Genomic DNA, 15,259 nt, shown 5'->3' on the forward strand with positions numbered 1-15,259 from the left:
AAGCCTCTCTTTACTTTAAAAATGGACGGGATAAAAGCCTCCCCGTCCATTTGTTATAAGATTTTATTTTCTTATTGTTCTAAGTTTGGAAGTTTAGCAAGTTCTTCTTCAAGCGCTGCGTCTTCAAGAGGTACATATCCAACTTCCTCAGCTGCTGATTGTGAATTTTTAAGAGTGAATTCCATGAATGTGTGGAAAGTTTCATTCTCTTCTAATACAGCATTATCAGCATATACGTATAGTGGACGAGATAATGGATAAGAGAAGTCCATTACATTTTCAAATGAAGGTTCAACAGCTTCTTCGCTGTCAGGACCTGAAATTGAAACTGCTTTAAGTGAATCTTGGTTTTCCTGGTAGAAACTGTAACCGAAGAAACCAATTGCATTTTCGTCTCCAACTACTGATGAAACAACTTGGTTAGTATCCTGGATAAGCTGACCTTGAACGCCCTCTTCTTCCATTACTTCTTCATTGAAAAAGTCGTGAGTACCATGTGACTGGTCTGGACCGTATGCAGTGATCGGTTCTTCAGGGAAGTCTTCACGAACATCTGACCAGTTAGTCGCTTCGCCGCTGTAGATCATTTTAAGTTCTTCGAACGTTAAATCTTCTACAAAGTCGTTAGCCGGGTTAACTGCTACAGTTAAACCGTCAGTAGCTACTAGGAATTCTGTCCATTCGATTCCAGCTTCTTCAAGAGCATCAATTTCTTCCTGCTCAATACCGCGTGATGCGTTAGCAAATTGTGCTGAACCTTCGATTAACGCACTGAAACCTGATCCAGTTCCGTTACCTCCAAGTTCAACTGCCACACCGTGGTCTGCGTTAAAGTCTTCAACTAAAAGGTTAAGTATAGGGAATACTGTAGATGAACCTTCACCAGCGATTTGCTCGTCATCTTCGTTTACAGTACCTGTAACTTCTGCAGATGAGCCGCCTTCAGCGCTTTCGTCTTCAGTATCTTCCTCAGTAGATTCTTCAGTACTTTCTTCAGTACCTTCGCTTTCTGTACCTTCTTCAGTTGACGCATCTTCACTGCCAGTGTCTTCTTCTGATCCTGAGTCAGAACAAGCCGCTAAAATGAACATTAAACTCATTAGTAGCGCAGCAAGAAACAAATTCTTCTTCATAGCTAAAATTCCTCCAATTAGTATCTAGTAATTTATCTTACATTCATATTCTAGAGTACTATTGTAAATATAAAATTAATTGATTGTTAAGGTTATGTAAATATAGAAAAAAGGCATTAAATCAATTGATTTAATGCCTTTTAAGACTAATAACTGCCATATTCTAATTGAGTATAGAAATCTTCTGCATCGTAATTATATAGAGGTTTACTTTCCTGACCATAGTACAGTTCGTAGTATTTCTCTATAACATCCTGCCCCATATACTGTGCAGGGAAGAAGGGAACGGTACTCGGCATAGTCGGGAATATTATAGAAAATGCCATGTCCGGTTGATCGTACGGTGCATATCCGAGATAAGTCTGATTCAGTACGGGATCGCCGTCACGGAAGCTTTCTGCTGTACCCGTTTTGCCGGCAGCCTTAGGTTCTAAATCGTGATAAGCATCCCAGCCTGTGCCGTACATATCTCTGCTCTCATCATGCGTATTGAATACATCGTAAAAACCATTTTGAATCTGATTCAGCTGGTTATCAGTCATCGGAATGGTATTTAAAACATTTGTCCCGTATGAATTCAAGACAGGTCCTTTATCATTTGCGTTGCTGCCTCTGACTTCTTTAGCTAAATGCTGCTGGACGCGTTTGCCGTCTGCAGCAAAAGTAGACATGTACTGAGACAGCTGCAGCGCAGTATACGTGTCATACTGTCCGATACTTAAGTACAGATAGTTCATAGGGTTCGTCAGCTGAGGTGACAGGCCGATTGCTTCATTTGGAAGATCGATTCCGGTTGACACACCCAGTCCAAACTGATTTAGGCCGTTTCTTAAATCATAACCGGCTTCTGTAACATCGGTCGGCAGCGGCATATCGGCACTATATTGTTCTCCCATTAAAGCGAGGGCAATTTTGAACATGTAAGTGTTGGAAGAAACCATCAAGGCCCGCTGATCGTCTACCGGCACTTGATCATTACGGTTAAAGAAGGAGCTGACCGTATCAGTGCCGGCAAAAGTCATTGGTTCATCGATCAAAGTTTCTCCGACGTCGAGTACATCTTCCTGGTAACCGGTTGCCACCGTCGCACCTTTTACAGATGAACCCGGTACATATGTGGCGGTCAGTGTGCCGTAATCATAATCGACAATATCACCGTCTTCATTAATATGTTTACCGACCATCGCCAAAATATCACCATTATTTGGATCTTGAACGACGAGCTGAACAGTGTCGATATATTCAGGAATAATCGTATAATCTATATCACCGTTCTCTTCGTCCATTTCAACAATTTCTTCAGCCATTTCACGGATGCCTGTCAGGTGATGTTCTGCAATTTTCTCAAGCTCAAGCTGCAGTTCAATATCGATAGTTAAATATAAATCTTCACCGGCTTTACCTTCTTTGATTGTTTCTTCTCCTGTGACTCTTCCCGACTTGTCAGTCGTATATTTAACTTGAGGTTTTTCACCGCGAAGAACATTCTCATACTGGAATTCTAAATAAGATTTACCTACTCTGTCATTTCTTGAGTAGCCGAGCGCCTGATAGTAATCAACGAGTTCACGCGGCAGTCCTTCTTCATTCGTTGACACTTCTCCAAGTACTGTACGCAGTGCTGCATCGTAAGGGTAATTTCTCTGCCAGTCTAGACCGGTTGAAATTCCTGCCAGCTGTTCTAAATCTTCATTAACACGAGCAAATTCTTCCTCTGTAACATCTTCACTTTTTACAATGACAGGATTCAGCTCGCTGGCTGAGGCCATTTGAACATAAACTGCAATGACGTTAAGATCTTCTTCATTTAAAACTGAATTTGCAAATTCTTCATCGATAGTGCTGTATGCATCTTCATTAAACTCATTTTGAGATATTCCGCCGTTTTCAAGCAGCGTCACTTGTTCCGGCATGATTGCTGACAATTCACCGGGATAGTTGTTAATAATGTAATCCTGCTTATCTCTAAGCGACAGTGTCTCAGTGTCCATTTGAATGTATGAGCTGAGGCTTTCAGCAACATCCATTATTTCAAAATTTGACATATTTCTGTGTCTTGTAAAGTAAATTGCTTTTTCTGCTGTATTGCCGACGAGTAGATTACCGTTGCGGTCATATATTTCACCGCGGGGGACACTCTGATTGATTTCGACATATTGAGCATTCTCAACCTGTTCCTGATATGTATCACCGAGAACAATTTGCAAATAGCCGAGCCGTATAATTAATACTAGAAATAAAAGAAAAATAATCAGCATAATTATATTAATACGCGACCGCAGCACTTGTTTATTGATTGCATCTAAGCTTTTAATTTTTGCTCGTTTCAAACCGCATCATACCCTTTTATAAAGTCCACATCATTTTAACATATTTATAAGCAGATAAGCCAAAATAAAAAAGACAGAGGATAAATCCCCTGTCTTCAATATATTACTGTATTATTTAGCAGTTTGGTATAATTCGTTAACTTTATCCCAGTTTACTACGTTCCAAATCGCGCTTAAATATTCAGGGCGTTTGTTTTGGTATTTAAGGTAGTAAGCGTGTTCCCAAACGTCAACACCAAATACTGGAGTTTTACCTTCAGATACAGGGTTGTCCTGGTTAGGCGTGCTAGTAATTTCTAAAGCACCGTTGTTAACAACCAGCCAAGCCCAGCCTGAACCGAAACGTCCAGCTGCTGCTGCTTCAAATTCTTCTTTAAATTTATCAACTGAACCGAATGCAGATTCGATTGCTTCTTTCAGCTCACCTGAAAGTTCTTTTTGTTCTGGTGAAAGTAATTCCCAGAATAATGAGTGGTTAAGGTGTCCCCCACCGTTATTACGTACCGCAGTCTTGATGTTTTCTGGTACAGCGTCTAAGTTTTTAACAATTTCTTCGATAGATTTAGACTCGAGATCAGTACCTTTAACTGCGTCGTTTAATTTTGTTACATAAGTGTTATGGTGCTTAGAGTGGTGAATCTCCATCGTTTCTTTGTCGATGTGTGGTTCTAAAGCATCATAAGCATATGGTAATTTTGGTAATTCAAAAGCCATAATTAAAAATCTCCCTTCAAAATTGTTTACATCCTAAATATAGCAATTTGATGTTAAAATAACAATTAGATTGCTTAATGTTTTATTAAATAAGACTAAGGTCTTATTATTTCACTTATTAAGGATGAGAGAATGAAATATTTTGATTTTATTAAACGTCTCGTGACATTTAAAAAGTATCCTCTATTTCGTACAGTACCCTTTCGGTACCTGCTGTTAAACATATTGATTCTATCTGTTTTTATTTCACTGCCGGTGATCACTTCTCTGACATCGACGGTCAATACTTTTGGACAGCTGACAGAAATAGATGATGAAATACCTGATTTTCAAATTGATAACGGCGTATATCGGGGTGAGGACAGTCTGATCAGTTTAAATGAAAATGAAGTTCTGTTCACATCCGAAATTACTACTGAAAATGCAGATGAGCTGTCCAGCTCGGTGCTGTTCGCATTTCTTAATGACGGCATTTATATCAGCGGCATTCAAAATGGCACATTCAGCTACAGCTTCATCGGAGATATTACCGATGATGAGTCGCTCAAACAATTCGTTACGAGCCAAATGTCGAGTCTGTATTTTTATATTTTTCTGTACGTTGCTATTTATATAGTAGTTATTTATTTTTTCATTTTTACTTTAATGCTGTTTTTATCGCTGTTCTTAAGTTTTACAGCAAAATTAGCAGGAAGAAAAACAGATTATATGAACTGGTTTAAAATTGGTTCTTATATCATGATGCTGCTCAGCCTGCCAATTGGAATTATCGCAGTGTTCACTGAAACATTTTACTGGTTCATACTATTAATTGCTCTGATTCCTTATTATTACTACTTGAAAAAACTGCCGCAGCAAAAGAAAACGCATTCGTAATGCAAGATGGTTACATTTGTCTCGTTTTTTTATTATAATGTAATTATGAATTAGAAAGAATTTTAGATTAGGGGCTTGTATATGTCTGGAATTACACATCGTACACAAACTAGAAAAGTTAAAGTTGGCGATCTTACTATCGGCGGAGCCGATGAAATTATCATTCAGAGTATGACAACAACGAAGACGCATGATGTTGAAGCTACGGTTGCTCAAATTAACGAGCTTGAAGAAGCAGGATGTCAGATTGTTCGCGTTGCATGTCCAAAAGAAGAAGATGCGCTCGCGATTGCAGAAATTAAAAAGCGTATCAATATACCGCTTGTTGTCGATATTCACTTCGACTACAAACTTGCATTAATTGCTGTTGAAGGCGGTGCAGATAAAATCCGTATTAATCCGGGTAATATCGGACGCCGCGAAAAAGTCGAAGAAGTCGTTAAAGCATGTAAAGCAAAAGGAATTCCAATCCGTATCGGAGTTAACGCCGGCAGTCTCGAACGCCATATTATTAAAAAATACGGCTACCCTACTGCCGACGGTATGGTCGAAAGTGCACTGCACCATATTAAGATTTTAGAAGATCTGGACTTCCACGATATTATCGTATCTATGAAAGCATCAGACGTTAATCTCGCTGTTGAAGCGTATGAAAAAGCTTCTAAAGCATTTGATTATCCGCTGCATATCGGAATTACAGAAAGCGGCACATTGTTTGCAGGTACTGTTAAAAGTGCTGCTGGACTTGGCACAATCATTTCTAAAGGTATCGGAAATACAATGCGTATTTCTCTGTCTGCAGATCCGGTTGAAGAAATTAAAGTATGTAAAGAGCTTCTCAAAACTTTCGGACTTGCCAGCAACGCGGCAACGCTTATCGCCTGCCCAACATGCGGCCGTATAGAAATCGACTTAATTGCAATTGCTAACGAAATGGAAGAATATATATCCAATGTTAAAGCACCGCTTAAAGTCGCAGTTCTCGGCTGTGCAGTAAATGGTCCAGGTGAAGCACGCGAAGCCGATATCGGTATTGCCGGTGCACGTGGTGAAGGACTCTTGTTCATGCATGGTAAGACGGTACGTAAAGTACCTGAAGAAACAATGGTTGATGAACTGAAAAAAGAAATCGACATTATGGCTGAAGCTTATCATGAAAAACAGCGTCTCGAAAAAGAAGAAGCCGAAGCGAAATAATTTTTAAAACAAACAGCCCGAATTCCAACTATAGGAATTCGGGCTGTTTGTTCTTAATTTTTATCGGCAGGCTTCACATAATCCGTAAAGCTCAACCTTGTGACTGTTAATTTTTACACCATCCAGTTCATTTTCCCATGTCTGTACAGGACAATACTGGACGACGCGCGTTTCACCGCAGCTTTCACAAATAAAGTGGTGGTGATGATGATCCGTACATGATATTTTATATTGCATTTCTCCTGAGAATGTCGTCTGTTCCAATACATTGATATCTTTCAGTGTATGAAGGTTCCGGTAAATAGTATCGTAGCTGATTCCCGGATATTCCTTATTCATCATTTCCTGTATTTCTTTTGCAGATAAATATCGTTCGTCTTCCATGAACAGTTCTATCATGCGCAGGCGTTTTTTTGTCACTTTAAATTTTGCATCTTTCAGCATGAGTTCGTAATCAGCGAGTTCTTTGTGCATTTTTAACCACTCCTACACGATTTAATACAAGCGTACATAATAAAATAGCAATAGATACGAGAACGATTGTACCGCCTGGAGAAATATCCAGGTGGAAACCTAAAAACAGCCCTGCAATCACTGCAGCTTCTCCGAAAAGTATACTGACAAACATCAGCTGTTTAAAGCTAGATGTAATTCGCATCGCACTCGCCACAGGCAGGGTCATCATCGCACTGACTAAAAGTATTCCGACAATGCGCATCGATGCACTGATAACTAGTGCAACCAGGATGATAAATATAATATGAATATACTTGCTCAGTTTCATGACACCGGCATATTCTTCATCGAATGATATAAAGAACATTTCCTTATAAAGGAAAAAGACGAACAGGACAACAATCACACCGATTATACTAATTAAAATCAGATCGCTGAAACTGACAGCGCTAATGCTGCCGAACAGATAACCGAAGAGGTCCTGATTAAAACCATTGGCCAGCGACAAAAATAAGACACTGAGTGCAATGCCGAGACTCATAATAATCGGTATTGCAATTTCCGAATAATGTTTATACAAACCTCTCAGCTTTTCAATTCCAAGTGCACCGATCACCGAAAAAACCACACCTGAAACAACAGGATTAATCACTATATTAAATATTGACGTTAAATATACTCCAAATGCAATACCGCCAAGTGCGACATGACTCAGCGCATCAGCGATTAACGACAGTCTTCTGACGACGATGAAGGTCCCGAGCAGCGGTGCAATTAAACCTACGATAATTCCGCTGATAAAAGAATACCTCATAAAATCATAGTTTAGTATTGCCTCTATCATTTACAGCACTCCCTCTGGTGATTATGCGATACGAGCTGCAGAGGAAAACCGTAGATCTTTGACAGTTCAGCTTCACCGAGATTTTGGAATTCTGTATTCGTACCGTGGAAATGAAGATGTTCATTTAAGCAGGCGACTCTGTCAGCATTGTCGACAACAACACCAATATCATGTGTTACGAGCAGAATCGTTACATCTTTTTCTTTTAATTTAAATAGCACATTGTAAAAATCTTTCACATGTTTACTGTCTATACCTTCTGTCGGCTCATCCAGTACTAATATAGAAGGGTTATTAATCAATGCACGCGCGATAAAAACACGCTGTGCCTGACCGCCTGACAAATTAGATACATTTTGGTATTTAATATGGCTGATATCAAGCAGTTCAAGTGTTTTATCGAGCTGTTCATTGTCTTTTCTATTAAAGCGCTTGAATAAACCTTTCTCTTTAGTCAGTCCGCTCAGTACGACTTCTTTCACTGTTGCAGGAAAACCTTTGGCATGGGCTGCAGCCTTTTGTGATACATAACCGATATCCTGCCAGGCATTAAACGATTTACGATTTTTACCGTTAATCAGTATTTGGCCCTGCTGCAGTTTATATACGCCGAGTATTAATTTTAGCAGTGTAGACTTTCCTGATCCATTTGGTCCGACAATAGCTAAAAATTCTCCTTCATTAATTGAAAAAGAAATATTCTGCAGTGCAGGTGTTGCTTCCATTTTATCTTTATACTCATACGTGACATCTTTAATTTCAAATACTGGCACAGCCATTAGCAAGACTCCTTTTTTTATGTCCTGTTATATTGTACAGGAATCATTACGCTTTGTAAATAGTAATGATTACGAAAAAGAGCGTCTCATATGAGACGCTCTTTTTACAATTAAATTATTCAACTTCCGACATTGCCGGATTAATCTTAACAAGCAGACTCGGGTCAAATTCACCCGATTTAATCATTTCTATTTCATGCTTATATGGTGCATTACGGTTATTCTTATCCGGCCCGACAAATGGAGTTTCTAATATTTTTGGAATATCGGTAAATTCCGGATGATTAATAATGTAATGCAGTGCATCAAATCCAATATGACCAAAACCGAAGTTTTCATGTCTGTCTTTATGCGCCCCTGCTTCATTTTTTGAATCATTCATGTGTAGTATCTTGATGCGGTCTATACCGATGATTTTATCAAAATGGTTTAAGACCCCATCAAAATCATTCTTAATATCGTAGCCGGCATCGTGAACATGGCAAGTATCAAAGGTGACGCTTAATCGTTCGTTATTTGTTACACCGTCAATAATTTGAGCAATTTCTTCAAAAGTTCTGCCGACTTCTGAGCCTTTTCCTGCCATTGTTTCTAAAGCAATATGCACATCGTTCTCGTTAGTCAGCACTTCATTTAATCCTTTAACGATCTGTTTAATTCCAGCTTCACTGCCTGCACCGACATGAGAACCGGGATGAAGAACGATCTGTTTTGATCCCAGCGCTTCGGTGCGGACAATTTCTTCTTGCAGGAAGTCAACACCGAGATTAAAAACGTGATCTTTTTCGGTATTGGCAATGTTAATAATATAAGGTGCATGAACGACGAAGTTTTTAATGCCATGCTCTGACATGGCCTCATGTCCCTTGTCGATATTTAAATCCTCTATTTTTTTACGGCGTGTATTTTGAGGTGCACCGGTATAAATCATAAATGTAGATGCACCGTAACCTGCTGCAGTTGTCACTGATTCTTCAAGCATTTTCTTGCCGCTCATCGATACATGTGAACCCAATAGCATTTATATCAACCTCTGCTTATTTATCTTTTTGCTTGCGTTTTTTCTCATTGCGGGATTTAGCTTTTGCATAACGGCGTCTTTCCTGACGTTCCAGCTCTTCTTTTTGGAACTTAATTTTTTTCTTATAGCCAGGTTTCACTTTTTTAGGACTGCGCACTTTATAGTTCTGTGTTTTATTTGTTTTACTGCGTTTAGACCTGCCTGTACGCATTGTCCGGTCTTTAATCTCTCTTAATTCTCCGCCTCTGATGTCTTCATGATTAAAGACGTAGCCTTTTTTCTCAAGTAAATCAATTTCGTTTTCTTCACTCGGTTCGTATAAAGTAATTGCGACACCGCTGTATGTCCCTCTGCCGACACGGCCGACTCTGTGCGTGAAGAATTCAATCTGTTTTGGAATGTCGTAATTAATGACATGTGATGCGCCGTCGAAATCGAGGCCGCGTGAAGCCAAGTCGCTGGCAACTACCCAATGGTAATCGAGATTTTCAATCTTTTTAATTTCCTGAGTACGTTCACGCGGTTTTAAGCCGCCGTGAAACAGTCCAACATTGATGCCAGACTCTTTTAAATAAGAAAAGAGTTCGTCAGCGCGTTCGCGTGAATTGGCAAAAATCAAACCGATATAAGGTGTAATATTTTGAGTAAGCTGCAGTGTTTTTTCTAATCTGCTGCTGCCTTTAACCGGAACTAGACTATAATGAATTGATGCTTTGTTAAGCGGAGTATCAATAACTATAATTTCAGTTTCACCTATATATTTTTCCATAAAGTGTTTTAACGGTTCAGGGATAGTGGCCGAAAATACCAGAAACTGGCTGTCAGTCGAAATGCGGTTGGAAATATAATCGACATCTTCCATAAAGCCGAGGTCTACCATTAAATCGGCTTCATCAATGACAATAGCGTTTGCTGCATGAATATCCAGCGCCTGGCTGTCGATTAAATCTTTAATACGCGTTGGCGTACCGATAACAAGCTGCGGATTTTGACGTGCACGTTCTTCGTCACGTTTCATCTCCGTACCGCCGACAAATGCACGGCAGCTAATTTCATCGAATGATTCGAGTACTTTTTTTGCCATATGATCGAGCTGTCTTGCAAGTTCTCTCGTTGGTGCCATAATGATAACCTGCGGCACTTTTTGACTTTCGTCAATATTGTAAATCAGCGGCAGTAAGAAGGCATGGCTTTTTCCGCTGCCGGTTGCAGATTGTGCAACAACATTCCCGCCTTTTAAAATACGCGGAATGACGCGCTCCTGTACTAGTGTTGGATGAGTAAACCCGATGTTCTCTATTGCATCGAGCATTGTATTGTTAAATTCAAATCTTTTAAATGCATTTGACATATATGTCACCTGTCCCTTTCAAACTCCTTATCAATTATAACTAAAAATGCATTTTTACGCTATAATAATCGTTCGGTCATTTGGATGATTTGAATATTGCAGAAAATTAGTTATAATCAAGAGTAAGGAGGAGTTCAACTTATGGATATTATTAAAATCTCACCACGCGGATACTGCTACGGTGTTGTCGATGCGATGGTCATCGCCCGCAACGCTTCACTCGATAAGTCTCTGCCGCGTCCCATATATATTTTAGGAATGATTGTACACAACAAACATGTGACTGATGCATTTGAAGAAGAAGGCATCATTACGCTGGACGGTCCTAATCGCCTTGAAATCCTCGAACAGATCGAAAATGGCACAGTTATTTTTACTGCACACGGTGTATCGCCGCAAGTCAAAGAACGGGCTAAAGAAAAAGGCCTGGTCTGCATCGATGCGACATGCCCTGATGTGGAGTTTACACACGATCTGATCAGAGAGAAAACTGCTGATGATTACGATGTCATTTATATCGGGAAAAAAGATCATCCTGAACCTGAAGGCGCTGTGGGTGTATCTCCGGATCATGTTCACTTAATCGAAACACCAGAAGATGTTCAGGCACTGCCTGACGGACTGTCAAATAAGAAACTGATCGTTACCAACCAGACGACGATGAGTCAATGGGATGTCAGTCACATAATGGAAGATCTAAAAGTCAGATACCCGCACATCGAAGTGCATAAGGAAATCTGTCTCGCAACACAAGTCAGACAAGAAGCTGTAGCCGAACAAGCCGGCGAAGCAGATTTACTAATTGTTGTAGGTGATCCGAAGAGTAATAACTCTAACCGATTGGCACAGGTATCTAAAGAAATTGCACATACTAATGCTTACCGTATCAGTTCGCTGAATGAACTGAAAAACGAATGGCTTGAAGGTGTTGAAAAAGTAGCCATAACTGCAGGTGCATCCACACCGACTCCAATCGTTAAAGAAGTTATCGATTATATTAAAAATTATAACATCGAAGCTCAAACTGCACCTGAGTCACATGTGCCAATGGCAAAAATTCTCCCTAAAATTAAGAATCCAACTCCAGTAAAAGTAATGGAGTAATAAAATAACCGCAAAATCTAATAACAGATTTTGCGGTATTTTTTTATTCAAATGGATTGGTTGAAATTGTCGAAGCTTCCACCGGCACATCTATTTTCTGTGCAAGCAGTTCAGCAAGTCCTTGTTTCATTATCACTTCTAAGTAATGCCCGGCATCAATAATATTAAAACCGGCAGCCTTTGCATCATATGCTTCGTGATATTTGACGTCACCTGTAATCAGCACATCAGCACCGCTGTTAAATACATCATCAGCATAGCTCATTCCAGAGCCGCCGATAACAGCAGCTGTTTGAATAATATCATCATTACCTTTTACCGTATTTACAATATTAATCCCAGTTTTCACCCGGATTAATTCCGTGAGACTTTCCAGTGTATCCCCGTAATTAAATTTCACACCGAGTCCTGTTTCCGATGCTTTATCCAGAGAAAGGATATCATAGGCAGGTACTTCATATGGATGATATTGCATTACAGCATCGATGACAGACTGCTGGTCCTTACCGTCGAACATACATTCAATCACAAACTCATCGACATGTTCCTTTTGACCGGCTTTGCCGATTGCAGGATCAGCTGCCTCTCCGGGAATGAATTGGCCCTTTACCTCGTACTCATAACTGACTTCTGTATACTCACCCATAGTTCCTGCCGGAGAATATTTCAATAAATTCTCTTTGAATTCATCTTTTGCTTCAGCATTAATATTCACTCTGAGCTTTTTAAAATTGCCAGTCCGCGGCAATAGAATTTCAGTTTCATGAAATCCGAGTGCTTCTGCAATCATATGGCTGACGCCGTTGGACTGATGATCCAGGTTAGTATGCATTGCTATCATATTAATATCTTCTTTAATCAGTTTTCTTATTACTTTGCCTGCACCTTCATTAACTACTTTGGACGCATTAGGAAAGATTAGAGGATGATGACTGATAATGACGTTGGCTTTTTTAATAACAGCTTCTTCTACAGTGTCTATACTGCAGTCGAGCGCGGTAATAATCCCCGTGACATTATCATCCATATTACCGACTAGAAGTCCTGTATTATCCCAGGATTCACTATCGGAAAATGGAGCGATATCATTCAATTCTTTTAAAAGGTCACTTATCTTTAACATTCTCCAGCACCTCATCAACATATTTAAGATTAGATTCAAGACGTTCTACTTTATCTATATTCTTCTCTCTGTCGTTGATACCATTTAAAATTTTCTCTATATGACTCTTTTCACGTTCCAGCTGAGCGATAAACACAGGCTCTCTTTTTTTAATATTTTCAGGACCGAAACGCAGTTCAGCTTCACTGTAATCCACAGTGTCTTCTGAATAATCAAAAACTATAATATCGTAAAAATGAGGTCCGTCTTTTAATTGCAGTTCTTCAGTAATTTTGTAATTAAGTTCTGCCATGACTTTACGGATAGGATACGGATATGTATTCGCCTGTATGATAAAACGCGGATGATCTTTGACGAATTTCATACCGTCTTCAATTATACTGGCAATTAAAGGACCGCCCATGCCGCATATCGTAATTGTATCCATGTCGTCTACGGATCTCAGAATTGATAATCCATCACCCAGTCGGACGATAATCTCATCCGACAATTTATTTTCCTGAACATTTTTTACAGAAGAATCATAAGGCCCTCTGGCTATTTCACCGCAAATTGCATTTGTAATTATGTTTTCCTGAACAGCGTAAATAGGTAAATATGCGTGATCGGAACCGATATCGACGAGTGTATCACCAAGAATATATTCAGATACTGTCTTAAGTCTTTGATTTAACATTTTCTCACTCCTGTATATTAAAAAAAGACTCCCATCTATTGAGAGTCTTTTTTATAAGTAATTACTGTTCAGAAAAGAACTGGTATAAAGCTGTAAGTTCTTCGTCTGCAATCTGATCTGCAGAGAATGCCGGCATTGAACCTTTGCCGTCACGTACTGTTGTAGTGAAGTCTTCTTCAGCAAGACTAGTTCCAGCTAATGCAGGACCCATTGCGCCGCTGAAGTCTTGACCGTGACATGAAGCACAGTTATCACGAGCGATACCTTCTGCATCAACGTCGCCGCTTGAAGCTTCGTCTCCACCGCCTGATTCCTCAGAACCTTCTTCTGTTGCTACATCTTCTTCACCATCGTCAGTTGCGCCTACACCAGAAAGTAAGAACACAAGTCCGATTCCTAAGAAAATAATCAATAAGAATGGAATTATAGGATTTTTATTCATCATGTTACCCCCTCATCTGTTATTCATGTTATCTCATATATAATTGTATATCAATTTGTGTCAAAGTCAAAACAATTTTGTGAAAAAATTACACTGTTAATCCATAAAATCCTTTAATTTCTTACTTCTTGACGGATGTCTCAGCTTACGGAGCGCTTTCGCTTCGATTTGTCTGATGCGTTCGCGGGTCACACCGAAAACTTTGCCGACTTCTTCAAGCGTGCGTGTTCGGCCGTCATCGAGTCCAAAACGGAGTCTAAGTACATTTTCTTCACGATCAGTCAGTGTATCTAAGACATCTTCAAGCTGTTCTTTCAGCAATTCATAAGCTGCATGATCAGAAGGACTTTGAGCTTCCTGATCTTCTATAAAATCTCCCAGATGACTGTCGTCTTCTTCACCGATCGGCGTTTCAAGTGAGACAGGTTCCTGAGCAATCTTAAGAATTTCACGTACTTTTTCTGCTGGCAGATCCATTTCTTCCCCGATTTCCTCCGGAGTCGGCTCACGGCCTAAATCCTGCAGCAGCTGACGCTGGATACGAATCAGTTTATTAATAGTTTCCACCATGTGAACCGGTATACGAATTGTTCTTGCCTGGTCAGCAATCGCGCGCGTGATGGCCTGGCGGATCCACCAAGTGGCATAAGTTGAGAATTTAAACCCTTTTGTAAAGTCGAATTTTTCAACTGCTTTAATTAAGCCCATATTACCTTCCTGGATTAAATCGAGAAAGAGCATACCGCGCCCGACGTAGCGCTTAGCAATACTGACAACAAGACGAAGGTTCGCTTCAGCCAAACGGCTTCTGGCAATGTCATCACCCTGTTCAATACGTTTCGCAAGTTCAACTTCTTCTGCTGCTGTGAGTAAATCAACACGTCCGATTTCTTTTAAATACATGCGTACTGGGTCATTAATTTTAACGCCCGGCGGTGCACTCATATCGTTGAGATCGAGTTTATCATTCGTATCAGACGAGTCTTTTTCGTTAATCATCTGAATTTCATTATCATTTAATTCATCGAAAAACTCGTCCATTGCATCTGAATCTAATTCGAAATTTGCTAACTTATCAGCAACTTCCTCGTGTGACAGCTGGCCGTCTTTTTTACCTTTTTCCAGCAGGAATGCTTTAGCCTGCTCAACAGATGTGAATTCAATTTCCTTCGTGTCAGGTGTAATTGCTTTTTTCTTCGCCATACTGTGCCTC

General features: G+C 39.8%; 15 protein-coding genes. 3 read left to right on the forward strand and 12 right to left on the reverse strand.

Features of this window, described 5'->3' with window-relative positions:
* Window positions 1–71 precede the first annotated feature (71 nt).
* From IEU81_RS02480 to IEU81_RS02490, 3 genes are all read right to left on the reverse strand, one after another.
* The gene (locus tag IEU81_RS02480; RefSeq protein ID WP_186090129.1) at window positions 72–1,133 is read right to left on the reverse strand and encodes a PstS family phosphate ABC transporter substrate-binding protein; all 1,062 of its coding nucleotides are present in this window, start codon (window positions 1,131–1,133) and stop codon (window positions 72–74) included.
* Window positions 1,134–1,279: 146 nt separating this feature from the next.
* Window positions 1,280–3,463 (reverse strand): peptidoglycan D,D-transpeptidase FtsI family protein, encoded by a 2,184-nt coding sequence (locus tag IEU81_RS02485; RefSeq protein WP_186090131.1) that lies wholly within the window; start codon window positions 3,461–3,463, stop codon window positions 1,280–1,282.
* Window positions 3,464–3,574: 111 nt separating this feature from the next.
* Complete coding sequence (locus IEU81_RS02490; RefSeq protein ID WP_092594535.1) at window positions 3,575–4,177, reverse strand: superoxide dismutase; 603 nt, start codon at window positions 4,175–4,177, stop codon at window positions 3,575–3,577.
* A gap of 132 nt (window positions 4,178–4,309) precedes the next feature.
* Here IEU81_RS02490 and IEU81_RS02495 point away from each other — a divergent pair, with 132 nt between their 5' ends.
* Window positions 4,310–5,053 carry a DUF1189 family protein gene (locus IEU81_RS02495; protein ID WP_186090132.1) on the forward strand — a complete coding sequence of 248 codons (744 nt, stop codon included), beginning with the start codon at window positions 4,310–4,312 and terminating at the stop codon, window positions 5,051–5,053.
* Between the two features lie 75 nt (window positions 5,054–5,128).
* Window positions 5,129–6,250, forward strand: coding sequence for a flavodoxin-dependent (E)-4-hydroxy-3-methylbut-2-enyl-diphosphate synthase (gene ispG, locus IEU81_RS02500; RefSeq protein ID WP_186090134.1), 1,122 nt, complete (start codon window positions 5,129–5,131; stop codon window positions 6,248–6,250).
* Window positions 6,251–6,310: 60 nt separating this feature from the next.
* On the opposite strand, the gene IEU81_RS02505 is transcribed toward ispG, so the two are convergent.
* From IEU81_RS02505 to IEU81_RS02525, 5 genes are all read right to left on the reverse strand, one after another.
* Window positions 6,311–6,724 (reverse strand): Fur family transcriptional regulator, encoded by a 414-nt coding sequence (locus tag IEU81_RS02505; protein WP_186090135.1) that lies wholly within the window; start codon window positions 6,722–6,724, stop codon window positions 6,311–6,313.
* On the reverse strand, window positions 6,705–7,550 hold the full coding sequence (locus IEU81_RS02510) for a metal ABC transporter permease (protein WP_092594527.1): 846 nt from the start codon (window positions 7,548–7,550) through the stop codon (window positions 6,705–6,707). The genes IEU81_RS02505 and IEU81_RS02510 overlap by 20 nt, the downstream gene beginning before the upstream one ends.
* Window positions 7,547–8,329: a metal ABC transporter ATP-binding protein gene (locus IEU81_RS02515; protein WP_092594525.1), complete on the reverse strand. Its 783-nt coding sequence runs from the start codon at window positions 8,327–8,329 to the stop codon at window positions 7,547–7,549. The genes IEU81_RS02510 and IEU81_RS02515 overlap by 4 nt, the downstream gene beginning before the upstream one ends.
* 115 nt (window positions 8,330–8,444) lie before the next feature.
* The gene (locus IEU81_RS02520) at window positions 8,445–9,350 is read right to left on the reverse strand and encodes a deoxyribonuclease IV (protein ID WP_092594523.1); all 906 of its coding nucleotides are present in this window, start codon (window positions 9,348–9,350) and stop codon (window positions 8,445–8,447) included.
* A gap of 16 nt (window positions 9,351–9,366) precedes the next feature.
* A complete protein-coding gene (locus tag IEU81_RS02525; RefSeq protein ID WP_092594521.1) occupies window positions 9,367–10,701 on the reverse strand; it encodes a DEAD/DEAH box helicase in 1,335 nt (444 codons plus the stop codon).
* Between the two features lie 141 nt (window positions 10,702–10,842).
* On the opposite strand from IEU81_RS02525, the gene IEU81_RS02530 reads away from it, so the two are divergent.
* A complete protein-coding gene (locus tag IEU81_RS02530; RefSeq protein WP_092594519.1) occupies window positions 10,843–11,805 on the forward strand; it encodes a 4-hydroxy-3-methylbut-2-enyl diphosphate reductase in 963 nt (320 codons plus the stop codon).
* A gap of 43 nt (window positions 11,806–11,848) precedes the next feature.
* Here IEU81_RS02530 and IEU81_RS02535 read toward each other — a convergent pair whose 3' ends face one another.
* From IEU81_RS02535 to rpoD, 4 genes are all read right to left on the reverse strand, one after another.
* Window positions 11,849–12,928, reverse strand: a complete 1,080-nt coding sequence (locus IEU81_RS02535; RefSeq protein ID WP_186090137.1) for a Nif3-like dinuclear metal center hexameric protein — start codon at window positions 12,926–12,928, stop codon at window positions 11,849–11,851.
* Window positions 12,912–13,604 (reverse strand): tRNA (adenine(22)-N(1))-methyltransferase, encoded by a 693-nt coding sequence (locus IEU81_RS02540; protein ID WP_186090139.1) that lies wholly within the window; start codon window positions 13,602–13,604, stop codon window positions 12,912–12,914. The genes IEU81_RS02535 and IEU81_RS02540 overlap by 17 nt, the downstream gene beginning before the upstream one ends.
* Before the next feature lie 61 nt (window positions 13,605–13,665).
* Window positions 13,666–14,046 carry a c-type cytochrome gene (locus IEU81_RS02545; RefSeq protein ID WP_186090140.1) on the reverse strand — a complete coding sequence of 127 codons (381 nt, stop codon included), beginning with the start codon at window positions 14,044–14,046 and terminating at the stop codon, window positions 13,666–13,668.
* Between the two features lie 96 nt (window positions 14,047–14,142).
* Window positions 14,143–15,249 carry an RNA polymerase sigma factor RpoD gene (gene rpoD, locus IEU81_RS02550; RefSeq protein WP_186090142.1) on the reverse strand — a complete coding sequence of 369 codons (1,107 nt, stop codon included), beginning with the start codon at window positions 15,247–15,249 and terminating at the stop codon, window positions 14,143–14,145.
* Window positions 15,250–15,259 lie beyond the last annotated feature (10 nt).

It is taken from the genome of Jeotgalicoccus aerolatus, from assembly GCF_014635205.1.
Classification (GTDB): domain Bacteria; phylum Bacillota; class Bacilli; order Staphylococcales; family Salinicoccaceae; genus Jeotgalicoccus; species Jeotgalicoccus aerolatus.

Coding starts and splice junctions, on each gene's coding strand:
- IEU81_RS02480 (WP_186090129.1), bottom strand. CDS start 1,133: ATGAAGAAGAATTTGTTTCTTGCTGCGCTACTAATGAGTTTAATGTTC.
- IEU81_RS02490 (WP_092594535.1), bottom strand. CDS start 4,177: ATGGCTTTTGAATTACCAAAATTACCATATGCTTATGATGCTTTAGAA.
- IEU81_RS02495 (WP_186090132.1), top strand. CDS start 4,310: ATGAAATATTTTGATTTTATTAAACGTCTCGTGACATTTAAAAAGTAT.
- IEU81_RS02505 (WP_186090135.1), bottom strand. CDS start 6,724: ATGCACAAAGAACTCGCTGATTACGAACTCATGCTGAAAGATGCAAAA.
- IEU81_RS02510 (WP_092594527.1), bottom strand. CDS start 7,550: ATGATAGAGGCAATACTAAACTATGATTTTATGAGGTATTCTTTTATC.
- IEU81_RS02515 (WP_092594525.1), bottom strand. CDS start 8,329: ATGGCTGTGCCAGTATTTGAAATTAAAGATGTCACGTATGAGTATAAA.
- IEU81_RS02520 (WP_092594523.1), bottom strand. CDS start 9,350: ATGCTATTGGGTTCACATGTATCGATGAGCGGCAAGAAAATGCTTGAA.
- IEU81_RS02525 (WP_092594521.1), bottom strand. CDS start 10,701: ATGTCAAATGCATTTAAAAGATTTGAATTTAACAATACAATGCTCGAT.
- IEU81_RS02530 (WP_092594519.1), top strand. CDS start 10,843: ATGGATATTATTAAAATCTCACCACGCGGATACTGCTACGGTGTTGTC.
- IEU81_RS02535 (WP_186090137.1), bottom strand. CDS start 12,928: ATGTTAAAGATAAGTGACCTTTTAAAAGAATTGAATGATATCGCTCCA.
- IEU81_RS02540 (WP_186090139.1), bottom strand. CDS start 13,604: ATGTTAAATCAAAGACTTAAGACAGTATCTGAATATATTCTTGGTGAT.
- IEU81_RS02545 (WP_186090140.1), bottom strand. CDS start 14,046: ATGAATAAAAATCCTATAATTCCATTCTTATTGATTATTTTCTTAGGA.
- rpoD (WP_186090142.1), bottom strand. CDS start 15,249: ATGGCGAAGAAAAAAGCAATTACACCTGACACGAAGGAAATTGAATTC.